Below are 17,114 nucleotides of genomic sequence, written 5' to 3'. Positions count from 1 at the left end.
GAAGGACGGCGCCGCGGTCAGAGACGGAAGGATTCGCCCAGGTAGACGCGACGCACGTCGGGATTCGCCAGCAGCGCGTCCGGAGCCCCCTGCGCGAGCACGCCGCCTTCGTTGAGGATATACGCGCGGTCGCAAATGCCCAAGGTCTCGCGCACGTTGTGGTCGGTGATCAGCACACCGATGCCGCGATTCTTCAGGTGGCGGACGATGCGCTGGATTTCGCCCACTGAAATGGGGTCCACGCCCGCGAACGGTTCGTCCAGCAGCATCAGGCGGGGCTTTGCGGCCAGCGCACGGGCGATCTCGACGCGTCGGCGCTCACCGCCCGACAGGCTGGCCCCGCTCTGGTCGGCCACGTGGGCGACCTGCAACTCATCCATCAGGCTGGCCAGTTCGGCCTCGCGCCCGGCCCGGTCCAGGTCCGGCCGCAATTCCAGCACCAGCCGCAGGTTGTCGGCCACGCTGAGCTTGCGGAACACGGAAGGTTCCTGCGGGAGGTAGCCCACACCCAGCTTGGCACGCGTGTACATCGGCTCGGCGGTGATGTCGCGGCCGTCGAGGATGATCCGGCCGGCATCGGCCGGCACCAGGCCGACGATCATGTAGAAACAGGTGGTCTTGCCCGCGCCATTGGGCCCGAGCAATCCGACGACCTCGCCCGCATCCAGGGTCAGGCCGAAGTCATGGACGACCTCGCGTGAGCGATAGCGCTTGCGCAGCCCTTCGGCGACCAGCATCAGGGCGTGGTCTTGGTGGGGGCGGGTGGCGGCGTGGCCGGGGCGGCATTCCTCGGCATGATGCGCATCTTGACGCGGCCACCGCCCTCGCCACCGCTGTCGACGTTGCCGGTCTTCAGGTTGTAGACCACGCGCTGGCCGCTCATCGTGCCGCGCGGCTGCTGGATGACGACATCACCGGTGAAGATGACGACGTCGGTGCTGAGGTTGTAATCCACGTTGTTCGCGCGGGCAGTCATCGGCGTGCCGTCGTCCATTTCCTGCTTCAGCACGACCGGGCTTCCACTGAGCAGCGCCCGGCTGATATCCCCGCCGGCGCGGAAAATGGTCGCCTTGGCGGCGCTGATATCCAGCGAACCCTGGGTAATCCGCACGTTGCCGGTCATCACGCACTGGCCCGCATCGCCCAGCGAGCAGGTGTTCTGGTTGGCTTCGGCATCCATCGGCTGCCTGCGGTCGGTGGTCCGGCCCAACGCCATGGATGTCGCGCAAGCCAGCACGCAAGCCAGCAGGACACGCGCGAACGGGGCATCAATGTGACGGGACATAACGAGCGGTCGCCTGGGAAAGGAGGGTGAAGCGCTTCGCGGCAAGATCAGCCTGGAGGCCGCGGCCCCGCATTGTAAGGCCCGGTTCGGCCACGGTCACGACGGCTTTGGACGTCGCTGTGCGCGTATTCGGGTAGACGTTCAGTTGTTCGGTGTTCATCGTGATGCGGCGCGGATCCTCTGTCGGGCTGACAGTCACGACCCGGCCACGCAAGCGCAGCTCGTCGTGGTCCTTGCTGACCCAGCCGGTGCGCGAGCGCACCGACCAGTAGTGACCGTTGATGTCGGGCAGCAGGAACAGGGGCGACGACAGTTCCATGGTGCGCGCGCCGGGCGTCTGCTCCAGCAGCGGAGCGCGCAGGGTGAAGGCCTCCTTGCCGGTCTTGTCCAGGGAGATCAGCTCGAAATCGCGCAGCACGAAATCCGACCGCCCGCTGCCCGTGCCGCCGACCGCCTGGTGGGCCCGATGTCGCAGCACCAGCCAGCCGGTCAACACCGCACCAAGCACCAGGGAAGCGATGAGTACCGCGCGAAGGTTCATGCCGGCAACGGCCCGGTGTGCAGCGCCTGGCGAAGCATGGCGTCGGCGTGGCCCTGTGCTGCAAGCAGCAGGTCGCAAAGCTCGCGTGCCGCGCCCGCGCCGCCGTTGGCGATCGTGCGCCAATGCACGCGCTCACGGACCCATGCGTGCGCATCGGCTGGCGCCACCGACAGGCCTGCGGCCTGCAGTACGCCCAGGTCGGAATAGTCGTCGCCCATGAAGGCCACCGCGTCCATCCCGATGCCCATCCCCGCGGCGATCTCGCCGACGCAGGCGAGTTTGTCGCGGACCTTGGTAAAGGCTTGCACGCCGAGTTCGGCGGCGCGGAGTTCCGCGATCACGCCGCCACGGGCGGTCACGAATGCAACCGGAATCCCCGCGCGCCGGAGCAATGTCAGGCCCTGGCCGTCGCGCGAATGGAATGCCTTGATTTCGCGGCCATCGCTGTCGAAGACCAGTCGTCCGTCGGTGAGCGTGCCATCCACGTCGAAGCACGCCAGTCGCACCTTGGCGGCGCGCGCAAGGATGTCGGCGGGGAAGTCGCTGATATGCGAATAGGGCATCGGGTGCGTTGTCCAGGGAAATCGGCGGGCGGAACGACAATTGCGCAAGCAGCTTTAGACCACCCGTGCCCGCAACAGGTCATGAATGTTGAGCGCACCGACGACGTGCTGCTGCGGGTCGACGACCAGCAGTGCATTGATCTGGTGGGTTTCCATCATCTGCGCCGCCTCGACGGCCAGCGCATCCATGCCGATGGTTTTGGGCATGCGCGTCATCACCGCATCGATGCGGGTCTGGCGCAGGTCGATGGCGGCGTCGTCCAGGGCCCGTCGCAGGTCGCCATCGGTGAACAGGCCAAGCAGCCGCCCGCTGTCGTCGACGATGGCCGTCATGCCCAGGCGCTTGCGACTCATCTCGACCAGCGCTTCGCTCAGCGTGGCGTCCGCCAGCACGCGCGGGACGTTGTCGCCGGCGTGCATGACGTCGGTGATGTGCAGCAGCAGTCGCCGCCCGAGCGCACCGGCCGGATGCGAGCGCGCGAAGTCGTCGGCGGTGAAGCCGCGTGCCTCGAGCAGCGCGACGGCAAGCGCGTCGCCAAGCGCCAGCGCAGCGGTGGTGCTGGTGGTCGGGGCCAATGCCAACGGGCAGGCCTCGGCCGGGACACTGACGTCCAGGTGCACGTCTGCCTGCCGGGCGAGCGTCGAGCCGGGTCGGCCGGTCATGGCGATCAGCTGGTTGCCCTGTCGCTTGAGCACCGGCAACAGCATCAGCAGTTCGTCGGTCTCGCCGGAGTTCGACAGCGCCAGCACGACGTCGGCGTCGGTGATCATGCCCAGGTCGCCGTGGCCGGCCTCGCCTGGATGCACGTAGAAGGCGGGCGTGCCGGTCGAGGCGAACGTCGCCGCGATCTTGCGGGCGATGTGGCCGGACTTGCCCATGCCGATGCAGACCACCCGGCCATGGCTGGCAAGCAGCAGCCTGCAGGCGGCGGTGAAGTCGCCATCGATGCGCCCGGCCACGGCCTGCAGCCCACGGATCTCGAGATCGAGAACGCGTCGACCACTGCTGGCCAGATCGAAGGAGGGAGATATTGCGGGCTCGGGCGGCATTGCGGGCCGGGGCTTTCCGCTAGACTGAACGGCTTCCAGTTTACGCGGTTCGTCCGCCCGGAGCCTCATGAACCCCGAACGCATCCGTGAGTTGATCGAACAAGGGCTGTCGGGGGCGCGGGTCGAGGTCCAGGGCGCCGACGGCGTTCATTTCGAGGCGACGGTCGTCTGCGAGGAATTCCGGGGCAAGCTGCCGCTGGCGCGCCACCGCATGGTGTACGCGACGCTGGGCGACCGCATGGGCGGTGAAATCCACGCCCTGGCGCTGAAGACGCTCGCTCCCGGCGAGCCGGGCGCCTGACGTGCAGAAAATCCTTGTCCAGGGCGGCAAACCGCTCCATGGCGACGTGCGGATTTCCGGCGCGAAGAATGCGGTGCTGCCGATCCTGTGCGCTGGCCTGCTGGCCGACGACGTGCTCCGCGTCAGCAACGTGCCACGCCTGCACGACGTCAAGACGACGTTGCGCCTGCTTGGCGAACTCGGTGCCGGCATCGCCATCGACGATGCATTCAACATCCGCATCGATCCGCGGACGGTGCACAGCCATGTCGCGCCCTACGAACTGGTCAAGACCATGCGCGCGTCGGTGCTGGTGCTGGGGCCGTTGCTTGCCCGTTACGGCGCTGCCGAAGTCTCGCTGCCGGGTGGCTGCGCCATCGGCTCGCGGCCGATCGACCAGCACATCAAGGGCATGCAGGCACTGGGTGCGGACATCAGCGTGGACCACGGCTTCATCAAGGCCAGCGCGAAGCGCCTGCGCGGCGCGCGGGTCGTCTTCGACATGGTCAGTGTCGGGGCCACCGAGAACGTGCTGATGGCGGCGACCCTGGCCGAGGGCCGGACCGTGCTCGAGAACGCGGCGATGGAGCCGGAGATCATCGACCTGGCGGTCTGCCTGCGTGCAATGGGTGCGAACATCGAAGGCGACGGCACCGGACGCATCGTCGTCGAAGGCGTCGAGCGACTGCATGGCGCCGAGCATTCGGTGGTGCCGGACCGCATCGAAACCGGGACCTTCCTGGTGGCCGCCGCGATGACCGGCGGTCGCATCACCGCCACGCACGCGCGCCCGGAGACACTCGATGCCGTCATCGACAAGCTCAAGGAGGCTGGTGCCGTCATCGACTGCACGGACGACAGCATCACCCTGGACATGGGTGGCCGCCGCCCGCATGCGGTCAACCTGAGCACGGCGCCGCATCCGGGATTCCCGACCGACATGCAGGCGCAGTTCATGGCGATGAACTGCATCGCCGACGGCGTCGGCGTGATGATCGAGACGATCTTCGAGAACCGCTTCATGCACGTGCAGGAACTGCTGCGGCTGGGTGCGGACATCCGGGTCGAAGGCCACACAGCGATCGTGCGCGGTGTCGACAAGCTCAGCGGTGCCCCGGTGATGGCGACGGACCTGCGCGCGTCCGCGTCGCTGATCCTGGCCGGGCTGGTCGCCGACGGCGAAACCGTCATCGACCGCATCTACCACCTGGATCGCGGCTACGAGAACATCGAGGCGAAACTGTCGGCGCTGGGCGCCGGGATCCGGCGGATCGACTGAGTCACGCAAGCCCGGTCCCGGGCTTGCGTGTCGTCATCCCGTGTCAGCGGATCGCCTGCAGCTGCAGGTCCATCTCGTCGTTGCCATGCTTGCGCTGCAGGATCCGCGCGGGAACCGGCAATCCATCCACCACCCACACCATCGTCTGGCGATCGCCATCGGTGCGCGTGACCTTGGTCGCCTGGCGCGACTGGCCACCGATGGTGATGGCTTCCTTGCCGACCACCTGGTAACTCAGCTGCTTCGCGCGGCCATCGTCGACCATGCGGTAGTTCAGCGGCTTGCCGGCCTGGACGTCGCGCGCAATCGCCATGTTGATCAGCATCGCGTCCATGTCGCCGGCCTTCAGCGGGACCGGACCGCTGCGATCGGGCTTGACGTCGCCGCTCCAGCGCGCCTGGCCAGTGGCCCAGTCGTACGTCGCGTTCTTGTTCGCCTTGCGGATCAGCAGCATCGACGAATCGTTGCCGGACAGCGGGCGCCACTGGCCGTCGTGCTGGTCGAACACGGTGCTCTGGCTGAGGGTGGCGATGGTGCTGTGGATATCCAGGCTGTACTTCCAGCGATTGCCCCCGGCGGGCGCGAGCGTCATCCGGCCGTTGCCCTGCAGGCCCATGTAGTTGGCCTGGTAGTCCGCATTGAACGGCTTCAGTTCGCCAGGCTGCGATGCCAGCGCGCCCGCGCTGGCAAGCAGGAGTGCCATGGTGGCAGTCCATGCCGTGAGGCCTTTGGTCCGGCTGGTGTGGATGCTCATGGTGCAACTCCCTTGTATTGGATGAGGCGCAAATCGGTGCTGTCGCTGCCGTCTTCGCGCTGCAGGATGCGGATCGGTGTCGGGACTCCCGACGCCACCCAGATCAACGTGTCGTCGCCACCGTCCTGGATGCGGTTGGCGCGCATGGCGTCGTAACTCAGGTCGCCGACCGAGATGCTTTCGGTCTCCGGCGCGACGACCCAGTCGTGCTCGCGCACGCGTCCGTCGTCGACGAACCGGTAGTGCAGGCCCTGGCCCGGGCTCGCATCGCGGATCACCGCCAGGTCGATCAGCAAGCCGCTCATGTCGCCGTCCTGCAGCGCGACAGGACCCGCATGGCCTTTCCTGACGTCGCCAGTCCAATGCGCGATCCGTCGGTTCCAGTCGTACAGGCCGACGGTCTTCCGGGTCGACAGGAACGCGCGCTTCACCGTGCTCTGCGACAGCGGGCGATAGTCGTGGCCGTTGGTGTCGAACAGCGTGCTTTGTTGCACGTTGAGCCCGGTCAGGCGCATCAGGCCGCTGCCACGCATGGCCAGGTCGACGCGCCAGCGCGCTCCATCCACATGCACCAGCTGCAAGCTTGCCTCACCGAGTTCGCGGCCACCGTGGAACACCTGGTAGGTGGCCTGGAACGGCTCAAGCGCATCAGATGGCGGTGCTTCGGCATGCACGGCCAAGGGCAGGATCAGCAGCAGCGCGAGGGAAGGGAGTCGGGACATCAGCGGCACATCATGGGAAGTCGTTGTTGGCTGCCAGCTGAAGAGGGGTCGCCAGCGGCCTGCCATCGACGTGGATGGCTTCGCCCAGCAGGGCCACGCGGCCGGCAGCGAACAGCCGGAGGGTCGCCAGCAGCAACAGGTGCTCGCGCGCCAGCACCCGCCTGGACAGGGAATCCGCTTGGTCGCCCGCAAGCACCGGAACACGCGCCTGCGCGATCACCGGGCCGCCGTCGAGGTCGGGCGTGATGAAGTGGACGCTCGCGCCATGTTCATGGACGCCCGCCGCCAGCGCCTGCGCATGCGTGTGCAGGCCCTTGAATGCGGGCAGCAGCGAGGGATGGATGTTGAGCAGCCGGCCGCGGCGTTCCCGCACGGCAGGCGCGGAGATGAGGCGCATGTAACCGGCGCAGACGATGACGTCGGGTTGCGACGCCTCGACCTGCCCGAACAATGCCGCGTCGAACGCGGATCGCTTGGCGAATGATTTCGGATCCAGCGCGCGCGCCGGGAGGCCGGCGTCAACCGCGCGCCGCAACGCGGGCGCGGCGGCGTTGTCGGAGAACACGCCGGTGATGCGCGCGTCCAGCGTGCCCACGGCGATGGCGTCGATCATCGCCTGCAGGTTGCTGCCGCGGCCCGACGCCAGCACCGCGATCCGGAGCATGGCGATCAGCCGATGCGGACGCGTTCGCCGCCGCTGGCCGCCACGACGCCGCCAACCTGGCGGTGGGACAGGCCCAGTCGGTCCAGGTCGGATGCGACGGCAGCGACGTCGCCGGGCGACACGACCAGCACGAAGCCGACGCCGCAATTGAAGGTGCGCCACATTTCCGGCATCGACACCGCGCCTTCGCGCTGCAGCCAGTCGAACACGGGCGGCAACACGATCGCGCTTGCCTCGATTTCCAGTGCAAGGCCGTCGGGGATGACGCGGATGATGTTCTCGGTCAGGCCGCCGCCGGTGATGTGCGCCATCGCGTGCAGGTCATGCCTGCCCAGCAATTCGAGGATCGGCTTGACGTAGAGCGCGGTCGGCGCCATCAGCGCATCGATCAGCGCGACGCCGCCGATGTCCAGGTCGCCCGGTCGCCCGGCGCGGTCGAAGATGCGGCGGATGAGCGAATAGCCATTGGAATGCGGCCCGCTGGATGCGATGCCGACCAGCACGTCGCCAGCGCGCACCTTGCTGCCGTCGACCAGTTGCGACTTTTCGACGGCGCCGACGGTGAAGCCGGCGAGGTCGTATTCGCCTGGCGGATACATGTCGGGCATCTCGGCGGTTTCGCCGCCGATGAGCGCGCAACCAGCCATTTCGCAGCCGCGCGCGATGCCACCGACGACGGCGACGGTCGTCTCGATGTCGAGTTTCCCGGTCGCGAAGTAATCGAGGAAGAACAGCGGCTCCGCGCCCTGCACCAGTACGTCGTTGACGCACATGCCGACCAGGTCGATGCCGATGGTGTCGTGGCGGCCGAGCTGCTGGGCCAGCTTGAGCTTGGTGCCGACGCCGTCGGTGCCGGACACCAGCACCGGCTCGCGGTACTTGCCCGACAGGTCGAACAGGGCGCCGAAACCGCCGAGTCCGCCCATGACCTCCGGGCGGAAGCTGCGCTTGACCAGTGGCTTGATGCGCTCGACAAGGGCGTTGCCGGCATCGATGTCGACGCCCGAATCACGGTAGGTCAGGGGGGTAGGGGTATTCACGCGTGTCCCGGCAACGTGCGCAAAGGGCGCTGGACCGGTCATTTTAGCAGCGCCGGGTCGTCGTCATGGACGCGCTGGCGTGGGTGCGGCACCATTTCCGCTGGTTCGTGGCAAGGATGGACGATGCGCCTGGCAATCCGGATGACCTGTGTGACGGCGGTAATGCTGGCCGTGCTGACCGGCGGGATGCTTCTCGACGGTGGGTTTGGCGTGGCATTCGCCCAGCGGGTGGAGGGCGATCGTGCGTCCGCGCAGGGCATGTACCAGGCCGAGGCGACTGTCCGCAGCCAGAGCGAGAGCGAACGCAACGTCGGATTCGCGCGCGCCCTCCAGCAGGTGCTCGGCAGGCTGTCCGGCGACCGCAACGTCAGCGCACGTCCCGGCGTCGGCCAGGAATTGCGCAACGCCCGCCAATATGTCGATGGCTACGATTACCGGCAGGACGAAGGGATCTCGCCCACGACCGGCGCGCCGACCTACGACACGACGCTGGTGGTCCGCTTCGACCAGGACAAGGTCGACAACCTGATCGCGGCGCTGGGATTGCCGGTGTGGCCGCAGCCGCGTCCGAAGCCGGTGCTGTGGCTGGCCATCGATGATGGCCATGGCCCGCGGCTGGTCGGGCTGGGGCAATCCGTCGCGGCGCGTTCGGTGCTGGATCGCGCGGTCGAGCGCGGCTTCAAGCTGGGCCTGCCATCGGGCACGGCCGCCGAACAGGCGGCCGTGGGCGCGATCTGGCGTGGCGACACGGCCGCCGTGGCGCGGCTGTCGTCGCGCTACAGCCCCCCGATGCAGTTGATCGGCAAGCTGTATCGCAGCGCGCAGGGCTGGACCGCCGACTGGACGTTCGTCGACAGCGGACGCGTGTTGTCCCACTGGACTTCGCAGGAACACGATGCGCGGCGCGCGATGGCCGGCGGCGCCGATGGAGCGGCCGATGCGCTGGTGCGTCGCTATGCCAAGGCCGGCAGTGCGGGCCCGCCCGGCATCTACCGGGTGACCTTCACCGGAATCGACAGCAGCGAGGACTTCATGCGCCTGTCCGGTTACCTGCAGGGCGTGCCGGTGGTGCGCAGGGTCATCCCGGTGCGGGCCACCCCGGCCGGCCTGGAGGTCGACCTGGACCTTGCCACCGGCATGAGCGGCTTCCGCCGGCTGGTGGACGACACCGTGCTGATCGACGAGGAAGGCGATCCACCCGTCTTCCGCCTGCACTAGGCCGTGGATTTGGACCAGAGCGCCGACGCTGCGATCACGGCATTCCTGCGGCGCCTGCAGTGGGGCCTGGGTGCGCTCGTCGTCGGGTGGCTGACATGGTTGCTGGCGCCGGTGCTGACGCCGTTCGTGTTTGCCGCGCTGCTGGGCTGGCTCGGCGATCCACTGGTCGACCGCATCGAGCGCCGCGGCCTGTCGCGGAATTTCGCCGTCGTCATCGTCTTCGCCTGCATGGCGCTGCTGATGCTGGTGGCGCTGCTGCTGCTGGTGCCGCTGCTGGAGCGCCAGATCGTCGTGCTGGTCGCCTCGCTGCCGCATTACCGCGACTGGCTGGTCGGCACGGTCCTGCCGTGGCTGCGCGACAAGACCGGCATGCAACTGGTGGACTGGCTGGATCCGCAGCGTGTGGTCGAATTGATCCGGACGCATTGGGAGCAGGCGGGCGGGTTCGCGAGCACCGCGCTGGGTTACCTGTCGCGATCGGGCTTCGCCTTGCTGGCATGGCTTGCGAACATCGTGCTGTTGCCGGTGCTGACGTTTTTCTTCCTGCGTGACTGGGACCACATCGTCGAGCGGGTTGCCGCCCTCGTGCCGCGCGACCATTCGGCGACCGTGTCGCGGCTGGCCGCCGAATCCAGTGAAGTCCTTGGCGGCTTCCTGCGCGGGCAACTGCTGGTGATGCTGATCCTCGGTGCGCTGTATGCATCCGGGCTCTGGTTCGTCGGCCTCGACCTCGGAATCCTGATCGGGTTGATCGCCGGCGTGCTGACTTTCATCCCGTATCTCGGCCCGGCGACGGTGATCATCCTGGGCGGCATCGCGGCGCTGGTGCAGTTTGGCGACTGGCAACACCTGGCCGGGGTGGCGGCGGTGTTTGCGATCGGGCAGGTGATCGAGAGCGCGTGGCTCACTCCCACGCTGGTTGGCGACCGCATCGGCCTGCATCCGGCGGCCGTGATCTTCGCCGTGCTTGCGGGCGGCCAGCTGTTCGGTTTTCTCGGAATGCTGGTGGCGCTCCCGGTGGCGGCAATCGCAAACGTGCTGTTGCGCTACGCCCACGAGCGCTACACCCACAGCCGGCTCTATGCCGGTGAAAGCCACGCGGTCATCCTCGACGAGGCAGGCGCTCCACTGTCGGCGGATGTCGACGAGCTGGCATGAGCACGACTGGCGATACCAGCCCACAGCTTCCACTGACATTGCGCTATCCGCCCGACCAGCGCCTGGACACGTTCGTCGACGCACCGGTTGGTGCCTTGGCGCAACTGCAGGCGCTTGCGATGGCGGGCGGCGACTGGGTGTACCTGCAGGGGCCTGACGGGACCGGCAAGACCCATCTGGCGCTGGCGACCTGCGCCGCGGCCGAGGCTGGCGGGCGACACGCCGCCTACCTGCCATTGCAGGCGGCGCGCGGTCGCCTGCGCGCCGCGCTGGACGCGATCGAAGGCAACGAACTGGTTGCGCTGGATGGGCTGGACACCATCGCGGGCGACCGCGACGACGAGCATGCATTGTTCGAATTCCACAACCGTGCACGAGCGGCGGGCGTGGCCGTGCTCTATACCGCGCAGACCACTCCCGACGCCTTGTCGCTGTGCCTTCCCGACCTGCGTTCGCGCCTGTCGCAGTGCGCACGGATCGGCTTGTCGGCGCTGGACGATGCGGGTCGGCGCGCGGTGTTGCGCGATCGCGCGCAACGGCGCGGACTGTTGCTGGATGACGCCGCGCTCGACTGGCTGCTGCATCGCGTGGGCCGCAACATCGCCGGACTGGCGGGCCTGCTCGACACGCTCGATCGGGCCTCGCTGGCCGCGCAGCGCCGTATCACCGTGCCCTTCCTGCGGCAGGTGCTGGGTCCGGACAGGTAGGCGCGGTACGCCTTCGCTATCGGCCGTCGGTCAGTTCGAGATCGAGCCGCGCCAGTCGCGCGGGCGTACCGACATCGGTCCAGCGGCCACGGTACTGTTCACCCGACACGCAATCCCGCCGCATCGCGTCACGCAGCAATGGTGCCAGTTTGAATCGTGGCGGCGTTGCATCCGATCCAGGCGCGGATCCGATGATCGAGCGCCAGTCATCCAGCAGGGCCGGTCTGTAGACGCCGATCCCGGAGAATGTCAGGCGCGGGCTGCCGTCGGACGCCACGCGATCGCCATGCAACGCAAAGTCGCCATCCGGATGCTGGGGCGGGTTGTCGACCAGCACCAGGTGCGCCTGTCCGTCGATGTCGGTGGGTAGTCGCGCGAAGTCGTAGTCGGTCCAGATGTCGCCATTGACGGCGATGAAGACATCGTCGCGCAGCAGCGTCATCGCATTCCACAGTGCGCCGCCGGTTTCCAGCGGCACCGCACCCTCGTATGCGTAATGCAGCCGCAGGCCCCATCGGCTTCCGTCGCCCAGCACGCGCGGGAACTGTTCGGCCAGCCACGAGGTGTTGATGACGACGTCGCGCACACCGGCCGCTGCGAGCTTCTCCAGGTGCCAGGCGATCAGCGGCTTGCCGCCGACCTGCAGCAGTGGCTTGGGCGTGCTGTCGGTCAGGGGACGCATGCGTTCGCCCAGGCCCGCCGCGAGGACGATCGCCTTCATGCGTCGAGGCCGGCGTTGCGGGCCAGCAATGGTGTGACGCGGCGCTCGATGAACTCCCGGAGCGGCGCCAGCTCCGGATAGCGTGGAAGGACCGCGTCGAGGTAGGCGAAGAACCGCGGCACGTCGGCGAGGTATTTCGGCTTGCCGTCGCGGTGTCGCAGGCGGGCGAAGATGCCGATGACCTTGAGGTGGCGCTGCATGCCGATCCAGTCGGCGTCGCGACGAAATTGCGCGAGCGACGGCACCGGGAGTCCGGCTTCCGCCGCACGCTGGTGGTAGCGCGCGATCCACTCCTCCACGCGTGCCTCGGGCCAGCTGGCGAAGGCATCCTTGAACAGGCTGATCACGTCATACGCGATCGGACCGGCGACGGCATCCTGGAAATCGAGCACGGCAAGGCCGTCGGCGACCGGCATCAGGTTGCGCGGCATGAAGTCGCGATGCACCAGCACCCGCGGCTGCGCCAGCGCGGCATCGATCAGCAGGCGGTACGCGTCTTCGAGGACCTGCAGCTCATGTGGTTCGAGCACGAGGCCCAGGTGCTGCTTGAGGAACCATTCGTCGAACAGGTGCAATTCGCGCGACAGCAGCGCTTCGTCATATGCCGGCAGGTCGACCGGCGCGATGGCCTGGATCTTCAACAGTTGCGAGATGGCGGCATCGAACCATGCATCGGCGTTGTCGGCATCGATGACCTGCAGCAGGGTCCGAGCGCCAAGATCCTCCAGCAACAGGAATCCGCTGTCGGCATCCTGCGACAGGATCCTGGGTACGCGGACGCCGCCGGCCGCAAGCCGCGCGTGCATCCGCAGCCACGGCCGCACATCCTCGAGTCCGGGCGGGGAATCCATGACGATGCGCGACGGCGTGCATCCGGTCGTGCGCCAGTAACTGCGAAACCCGGCGTCGACCGACGCGCGCTCGAGGCCGACATCGCCGTCGCCCAGCGCGTTGCGCATCCAGGCCAGGCGTTCGCGATCGCGCGCGACCGCATCGTCGTCAGGTGGGCTCATCGAATGTACCGGTGCGAGGGCAGTCTGTCGGGCAGGTTAAACTGCGTGCTGGAATCTTGCGAGGCAATCATGGAAATCGTGCAGCCGGTACTGTTGTCGGGTGGTTCGGGGACACGATTGTGGCCATTGTCGCGTGAGCTGTACCCCAAGCAGTTCCTGCCGCTGGGTGGCGACGACACGATGCTGCAGGCCACCTGGCAACGCGTGGCCCCCATCGCGACCGCCGCGCCGATCGTCGTGGCCAACGAGGAGCATCGCTTCCTCGTCGCCGAGCAATTGCGGCAGATCGGTGCACCCACCCCGGCGATCGTGCTGGAGCCCATCGGCCGCAATACCGCGCCGGCGATTGCCGCCGCCGCCATGCAGGCCATGGCCGAGGGAAACGACCCGTTGCTGCTGGTGTTGCCGTCGGACCACGTGATCCGCGACGCCGATGCGTTCCGCGAAGCCGTCGCGGCGGCGATTCCAGCGGCGCGCCAGGGGGCCCTGGTCACCTTCGGCATCCTGCCCACGGCGCCGGAAACCGGTTTTGGCTACATCCAGGCCGCAGCGGGCGACGATCGCATCCGGCAGGTCGCCCGCTTCGTCGAAAAGCCTGACGAGGCGACCGCCAAAACGTATCTCGAAGCAGGCGGCTATTACTGGAACAGCGGCATGTTCCTGTTCCGCGCGTCGCGTTATCTCGAGCAACTCGAGCGCTTCCGCCCCGACGTCGCAGCGGCAACCCGCAAGGCTTTCGACCAGGCGATCGTCGATGGCGATTTCATCCGCCTGGACCGTGAGGCGTTCGCCGCCTGTCCGGCCGATTCCATCGACTACGCTGTGATGGAGCGGACCGATGCGGCCATGGTGCTGCCGGTCGACATCGGCTGGAGCGACCTGGGCTCATGGTCGGCGTTGTGGGATGTCGCGATCCGCGATGCCGATGGCAACGCGGCATTCGGCGATGTCATCGCCGTCGACAGCCGCAACAGTTACGTGCACGCGCGCCGGCTCGTGGCGCTGGTCGGCGTGGACGACCTGGTCGTGGTCGAAACCGACGACGCCGTCCTGGTCGCGCGCAAGGATCGCGTGCAGCAGGTCAAGGATGTGGTGACGCAGCTCAAGGACGGCGGTCGCAGCCAGGCCGCGCTGCATCGCGAAGTGCACCGCCCGTGGGGCAGTTATGACTCCGTGGACGTCGGCGCGCGTTTCCAGGTCAAGCGGATCAAGGTCAAGCCCGGCGCGCGCCTGTCGCTGCAGTCGCATACCCGGCGAGCGGAGCACTGGATCGTCGTCAGCGGAACCGCGCGGGTCACGCGCAACGACGAGGTGTTCGACCTGCAGGCGGACCAGTCGACCTACATTCCGCTCGGCGCCCGCCACCGCCTGGAAAACCCCGGCCCGCAGATGCTGGAGTTGATCGAGGTGCAGTCCGGCGACTACCTGGGCGAGGACGACATCGTCCGTTACGACGACGTCTACGGGCGAGCCTGACGCCCCAAAAAAAGCCCCGCGACGGCGGGGCTTTTGTGTCTGCCTGTCGATTGCGTACCCGTCAGAACCTGCGCGGGCGACGGAACAGGCTGACCATGATCAGGATCACGATGGCGCCCAGCAGTGCGCCCAGGAATCCCGCCGGTTGCCCCGGCCGATACCAGCCCATCGTCTGCCCGGCCCATCCGGCCAGCAGCGCACCGGCGATGCCGAGCAGGGTCGTGAAGATGATGCCCATGCTGTCGCGCCCGGGCTTGAGCGCGCGCGCCAGCAAGCCGACGACGAAGCCGATCAGGATGATGTAGATCCAGTTCCTGCTGCCGAAAAGATCCCAGTGCATGGTGCGCTCCCGTTGTCGATGGCCGAGCTTATCCGATGGGACAGGGCCTTGACGTCAGTGCGCGCACCCGCGATTCAGCAACAACCGTGGTCCCCGTGCTGGCTGGCGCCGGCCACAGCCGCCACGCCAGTCGTTTCCCCGCGCAGGCTGGCAGCGTGGTGCTCGGCCAGGACCCGTGCCACCGATGCCGTCACCCGCTTGCCCATCGGGATGTGCAGGAATTCGTTCGGGCCATGGGCGTTGGAATGCGGACCGAGCACGCCCGTAATCATGAACTGCGCGCCCGGGAACTTCTCGCCGAGCATGCCCATGAACGGAATGGTGCCGCCTTCCCCCATGTACATGGCCGGCCGGCCGAAGAACTCGTGGCTGGCGGTCCCGATTGCCCGTTCCAGCCAGGGCATCATCACCGGCGCATTCCAGCCGCTGCTGGCTTTTTCCAGTTCAAGCGAGACATGGGCGCCATTGGGCGGATCGCGCTCGAGTACATCCTTCAGCAATTCCCCTGCGGGCTTTCCATCCACCGTGGGGGGCAGGCGCAGGGAGAGCTTGAGGGTGGTGTAGGGCCGCAGCACGTTGCCGGCGGATGCCAACGGCGGGATGCCGTCGACGCCCGTCACCGACAGCGACGGCCGCCATGTGCGATTGAGGACCAGTTCGGTGAGGTCCTCCGCCATGGGCTTGACGCCCGGCGTGAGCGGGAACTTGTCATAGACCTCGCTCCCCAGTACGTGGGCGACTGTGCCTGCCTGCAGCAGGCGATCGGCCGGCACCTCGGCATGGAGCGCGTCGATGATGATGCGGCCGGTGGCCTCGTCCTCGATCCGCGAGAGCAGTTGGCGCGCCAGCCGGAAACTCGACGGAACGACCCCGGAAGCGTCGCCCGAATGCACGCCTTCCTCCAGCACCCGCACCGTCAGGTTGCCACCGGCCAGGCCGCGCAATGACGTGGTGCACCACAGTTGTTCGTAATTGCCGCAACCAGAATCCAGGCAGACCACCAGCGACGGCTTGCCGATCCGCGCCGCGAGGTGATCGACATACGCGGGCAGGTCATAGCTTCCGGATTCTTCGCAGGCCTCGATCAGCACGACGCATCGGGCGTGTGGAATGCCTTGTTGCTGCAGGGCCTGGATCGCGGTCAGCGAGCCGAAGATCGCGTAGCCGTCGTCCGCGCCGCCGCGTCCGTACAGCCGGTCGCCGTCGAGCACGGGTTCCCAGGGTCCCAGGCCCTCGTCCCAGCCGGTCATTTCCGGTTGCTTGTCCAGATGCCCGTACAGCAGGACGCAATCCTCGCCCGCCTGGCCGTCGGTCGAGGGAATCTCGATGAAGATCAGCGGCGTCCGCCCAGCCAGCTGCACGACTTCAAGTTCGAGGCCGGCAATCGCCTGCGCCTGCGCCCAGGACCGCATCAGCTCGACGGCCCTGTCCATGTGTCCGTGGGCCACCCAGTCCGAATCGAACATCGGCGACTTGTTCGGGATGCGGATGTAGTCGATCAGTTGGGGAACGATGTCGTCGTCCCACCTGCCGTCGATGTACCGCTGCAGCGCTGCCGCATCCATCCTGGATGGGCTGGGTGGCGAGTGCGATGGGGCGGCCTGGGTGGGGCTGGGGTCCATGGGGGATTGATCCAGAGTCGAAGGCTGAATTCTACCGCCGCGGCGTGTAGGACTTTTCCGACAGTCCCGTGGGGCATTCGCCGGCTTCGCCACGGCGGGTCCGGCGATAGGGTGGGCGGCAGGCAATCGGGACACTGTCTCCACCGGCAGACAGCGTCCAGCCGGCAGGAACGGACTCCCAATCACCTCAAGGAACAGCCATGAAAACCCATTTCACCCAATCCATCGTCCTGTCGCTGCTGCTGGCGACCGGAGCACTGTGCAACGCCCACGCAGCCGACAGGGCCGGCTTGCACGGCATGGACAAGGTCAACCTGAATACCGCCGATGCCGTGACCATCGATCGCGTCCTGCTCAACGTGGGACCGTCCAAGGCCGAAGCGATCGTGGCCTACCGCAAGGAGCACGGCAGCTTCAAGAGCGCCGAGCAACTGGCCCTGGTCAAGGGCATCGGACTGAAGACGGTCGAGAAGAACCGTGACCGCATCCTGCTGGGCGGCAACGCCGCGCCAGCGCGACAGCCAATGGCGCCCGTCACCCGGCGCTGATCGTGTACCACGCTGGCCGCGCACGGATGTGCGGCCAGCGGCCAGGGGCGGATGCCCGACAAGACTGGCGGGACACCAATGACAAGGACGTTGGCCGCTCGCCCGCGCATGATGCGCGGGCGAAGCGGCACCT

The 17,114-nt window shown here is 67.5% G+C and carries 19 protein-coding genes and 1 pseudogene; 7 read left to right on the top strand and 13 right to left on the bottom strand.

Annotation, left to right across the window (positions count from 1 at the left end; translation table 11 throughout):
- Positions 1-17: 17 nt before the first annotated feature.
- Genes lptB through GST15_RS01355 form a run of 5 tightly spaced genes read right to left on the bottom strand, consistent with a single transcriptional unit; the run spans position 18 to position 3,439 of the window.
- A complete protein-coding gene (gene lptB / locus GST15_RS01375; RefSeq protein WP_159015462.1) occupies positions 18-737 on the bottom strand; it encodes an LPS export ABC transporter ATP-binding protein in 720 nt (239 codons plus the stop codon).
- Positions 737-1,216 carry a lipopolysaccharide transport periplasmic protein LptA gene (gene lptA / locus GST15_RS01370; RefSeq protein WP_159015461.1) on the bottom strand — a complete coding sequence of 160 codons (480 nt, stop codon included), beginning with the start codon at positions 1,214-1,216 and terminating at the stop codon, positions 737-739. Before lptA ends, lptB begins: the two co-directional genes overlap by 1 nt.
- Positions 1,217-1,268: 52 nt before the next feature.
- The gene (lptC, locus tag GST15_RS01365; RefSeq protein ID WP_159015460.1) at positions 1,269-1,826 is read right to left on the bottom strand and encodes an LPS export ABC transporter periplasmic protein LptC; all 558 of its coding nucleotides are present in this window, start codon (positions 1,824-1,826) and stop codon (positions 1,269-1,271) included.
- Positions 1,823-2,389: a KdsC family phosphatase gene (locus GST15_RS01360; protein ID WP_159015459.1), complete on the bottom strand. Its 567-nt coding sequence runs from the start codon at positions 2,387-2,389 to the stop codon at positions 1,823-1,825. Before GST15_RS01360 ends, lptC begins: the two co-directional genes overlap by 4 nt.
- Before the next feature lie 54 nt (positions 2,390-2,443).
- Positions 2,444-3,439, bottom strand: a complete 996-nt coding sequence (locus tag GST15_RS01355; RefSeq protein WP_159015458.1) for a KpsF/GutQ family sugar-phosphate isomerase — start codon at positions 3,437-3,439, stop codon at positions 2,444-2,446.
- Between the two features lie 67 nt (positions 3,440-3,506).
- Between GST15_RS01355 and GST15_RS01350 the strand changes: the two genes are divergently transcribed.
- Positions 3,507-3,740 (top strand): BolA family protein, encoded by a 234-nt coding sequence (locus GST15_RS01350; protein ID WP_159015457.1) that lies wholly within the window; start codon positions 3,507-3,509, stop codon positions 3,738-3,740.
- 1 nt (position 3,741) lies between these two features.
- Complete coding sequence (gene murA / locus GST15_RS01345; RefSeq protein WP_159015456.1) at positions 3,742-4,998, top strand: UDP-N-acetylglucosamine 1-carboxyvinyltransferase; 1,257 nt, start codon at positions 3,742-3,744, stop codon at positions 4,996-4,998.
- A 43-nt stretch (positions 4,999-5,041) separates the two neighbouring features.
- Here the strand turns inward: murA and GST15_RS01340 are convergent, their stop codons facing one another.
- The 4 genes from GST15_RS01340 to purM are packed head-to-tail and all read right to left on the bottom strand — an operon-like array spanning position 5,042 to position 8,160.
- Positions 5,042-5,701, bottom strand: a complete 660-nt coding sequence (locus tag GST15_RS01340; RefSeq protein WP_233263009.1) for a DUF3108 domain-containing protein — start codon at positions 5,699-5,701, stop codon at positions 5,042-5,044.
- A gap of 47 nt (positions 5,702-5,748) precedes the next feature.
- Complete coding sequence (locus tag GST15_RS01335; protein ID WP_159015454.1) at positions 5,749-6,474, bottom strand: DUF3108 domain-containing protein; 726 nt, start codon at positions 6,472-6,474, stop codon at positions 5,749-5,751.
- Positions 6,475-6,484: 10 nt separating this feature from the next.
- On the bottom strand, positions 6,485-7,138 hold the full coding sequence (gene purN, locus GST15_RS01330; RefSeq protein ID WP_159015453.1) for a phosphoribosylglycinamide formyltransferase: 654 nt from the start codon (positions 7,136-7,138) through the stop codon (positions 6,485-6,487).
- Between the two features lie 5 nt (positions 7,139-7,143).
- Entirely contained in the window at positions 7,144-8,160 is a 1,017-nt protein-coding gene (purM, locus tag GST15_RS01325) for a phosphoribosylformylglycinamidine cyclo-ligase (protein WP_325064763.1), read from the bottom strand.
- A 180-nt stretch (positions 8,161-8,340) separates the two neighbouring features.
- On the opposite strand from purM, the pseudogene GST15_RS01320 reads away from it, so the two are divergent.
- The 3 genes and pseudogenes from GST15_RS01320 to hda all read left to right on the top strand — a co-directional run.
- Positions 8,341-9,345, top strand: a pseudogene (locus tag GST15_RS01320) (DUF2066 domain-containing protein); the annotation flags it as partial.
- A gap of 60 nt (positions 9,346-9,405) precedes the next feature.
- Positions 9,406-10,554: an AI-2E family transporter gene (locus GST15_RS01315; protein WP_159015582.1), complete on the top strand. Its 1,149-nt coding sequence runs from the start codon at positions 9,406-9,408 to the stop codon at positions 10,552-10,554.
- Complete coding sequence (hda, locus tag GST15_RS01310; protein ID WP_159015451.1) at positions 10,551-11,261, top strand: DnaA regulatory inactivator Hda; 711 nt, start codon at positions 10,551-10,553, stop codon at positions 11,259-11,261. Before GST15_RS01315 ends, hda begins: the two co-directional genes overlap by 4 nt.
- A gap of 16 nt (positions 11,262-11,277) precedes the next feature.
- Here the strand turns inward: hda and murU are convergent, their stop codons facing one another.
- Both murU and GST15_RS01300 read right to left on the bottom strand, forming a co-directional pair.
- Positions 11,278-11,982: an N-acetylmuramate alpha-1-phosphate uridylyltransferase MurU gene (gene murU / locus GST15_RS01305; RefSeq protein WP_159015450.1), complete on the bottom strand. Its 705-nt coding sequence runs from the start codon at positions 11,980-11,982 to the stop codon at positions 11,278-11,280.
- Positions 11,979-12,995, bottom strand: a complete 1,017-nt coding sequence (locus GST15_RS01300; RefSeq protein WP_159015449.1) for an aminoglycoside phosphotransferase family protein — start codon at positions 12,993-12,995, stop codon at positions 11,979-11,981. The genes murU and GST15_RS01300 overlap by 4 nt, the downstream gene beginning before the upstream one ends.
- 69 nt (positions 12,996-13,064) lie before the next feature.
- On the opposite strand from GST15_RS01300, the gene GST15_RS01295 reads away from it, so the two are divergent.
- Positions 13,065-14,471 (top strand): mannose-1-phosphate guanylyltransferase/mannose-6-phosphate isomerase, encoded by a 1,407-nt coding sequence (locus GST15_RS01295; protein WP_159015448.1) that lies wholly within the window; start codon positions 13,065-13,067, stop codon positions 14,469-14,471.
- A gap of 61 nt (positions 14,472-14,532) precedes the next feature.
- On the opposite strand, the gene GST15_RS01290 is transcribed toward GST15_RS01295, so the two are convergent.
- Together GST15_RS01290 and GST15_RS01285 are read right to left on the bottom strand one after the other, a co-directional pair.
- Positions 14,533-14,811 carry a GlsB/YeaQ/YmgE family stress response membrane protein gene (locus GST15_RS01290; RefSeq protein ID WP_159015447.1) on the bottom strand — a complete coding sequence of 93 codons (279 nt, stop codon included), beginning with the start codon at positions 14,809-14,811 and terminating at the stop codon, positions 14,533-14,535.
- A gap of 74 nt (positions 14,812-14,885) precedes the next feature.
- Complete coding sequence (locus GST15_RS01285; protein ID WP_159015581.1) at positions 14,886-16,376, bottom strand: M20 family metallopeptidase; 1,491 nt, start codon at positions 16,374-16,376, stop codon at positions 14,886-14,888.
- Positions 16,377-16,633: 257 nt separating this feature from the next.
- Between GST15_RS01285 and GST15_RS01280 the strand changes: the two genes are divergently transcribed.
- Complete coding sequence (locus tag GST15_RS01280) at positions 16,634-16,981, top strand: ComEA family DNA-binding protein (protein ID WP_159015446.1); 348 nt, start codon at positions 16,634-16,636, stop codon at positions 16,979-16,981.
- Positions 16,982-17,114: the final 133 nt, after the last annotated feature.

Source organism: Cognatiluteimonas profundi (genome assembly GCF_009792795.1).
Lineage (GTDB): Bacteria > Pseudomonadota > Gammaproteobacteria > Xanthomonadales > Xanthomonadaceae > Cognatiluteimonas > Cognatiluteimonas profundi.
This window is presented reverse-complemented; position numbering and strand designations above follow the sequence as displayed.

Excerpts from the sequence above, each read along its gene's own strand:
- GST15_RS01335 (WP_159015454.1), bottom strand. The coding sequence starts at position 6,474 with ATGTCCCGACTCCCTTCCCTCGCGCTGCTGCTGATCCTGCCCTTGGCC.
- hda (WP_159015451.1), top strand. The coding sequence starts at position 10,551 with ATGAGCACGACTGGCGATACCAGCCCACAGCTTCCACTGACATTGCGC.
- purN (WP_159015453.1), bottom strand. The coding sequence starts at position 7,138 with ATGCTCCGGATCGCGGTGCTGGCGTCGGGCCGCGGCAGCAACCTGCAG.
- lptB (WP_159015462.1), bottom strand. The coding sequence starts at position 737 with ATGCTGGTCGCCGAAGGGCTGCGCAAGCGCTATCGCTCACGCGAGGTC.
- GST15_RS01300 (WP_159015449.1), bottom strand. The coding sequence starts at position 12,995 with ATGAGCCCACCTGACGACGATGCGGTCGCGCGCGATCGCGAACGCCTG.
- lptA (WP_159015461.1), bottom strand. The coding sequence starts at position 1,216 with ATGGCGTTGGGCCGGACCACCGACCGCAGGCAGCCGATGGATGCCGAA.
- GST15_RS01360 (WP_159015459.1), bottom strand. The coding sequence starts at position 2,389 with ATGCCCTATTCGCATATCAGCGACTTCCCCGCCGACATCCTTGCGCGC.
- GST15_RS01340 (WP_233263009.1), bottom strand. The coding sequence starts at position 5,701 with ATGGCACTCCTGCTTGCCAGCGCGGGCGCGCTGGCATCGCAGCCTGGC.
- GST15_RS01295 (WP_159015448.1), top strand. The coding sequence starts at position 13,065 with ATGGAAATCGTGCAGCCGGTACTGTTGTCGGGTGGTTCGGGGACACGA.
- GST15_RS01285 (WP_159015581.1), bottom strand. The coding sequence starts at position 16,376 with ATGGATGCGGCAGCGCTGCAGCGGTACATCGACGGCAGGTGGGACGAC.
- GST15_RS01350 (WP_159015457.1), top strand. The coding sequence starts at position 3,507 with ATGAACCCCGAACGCATCCGTGAGTTGATCGAACAAGGGCTGTCGGGG.
- lptC (WP_159015460.1), bottom strand. The coding sequence starts at position 1,826 with ATGAACCTTCGCGCGGTACTCATCGCTTCCCTGGTGCTTGGTGCGGTG.
- GST15_RS01355 (WP_159015458.1), bottom strand. The coding sequence starts at position 3,439 with ATGCCGCCCGAGCCCGCAATATCTCCCTCCTTCGATCTGGCCAGCAGT.
- murU (WP_159015450.1), bottom strand. The coding sequence starts at position 11,982 with ATGAAGGCGATCGTCCTCGCGGCGGGCCTGGGCGAACGCATGCGTCCC.
- GST15_RS01280 (WP_159015446.1), top strand. The coding sequence starts at position 16,634 with ATGAAAACCCATTTCACCCAATCCATCGTCCTGTCGCTGCTGCTGGCG.
- GST15_RS01290 (WP_159015447.1), bottom strand. The coding sequence starts at position 14,811 with ATGCACTGGGATCTTTTCGGCAGCAGGAACTGGATCTACATCATCCTG.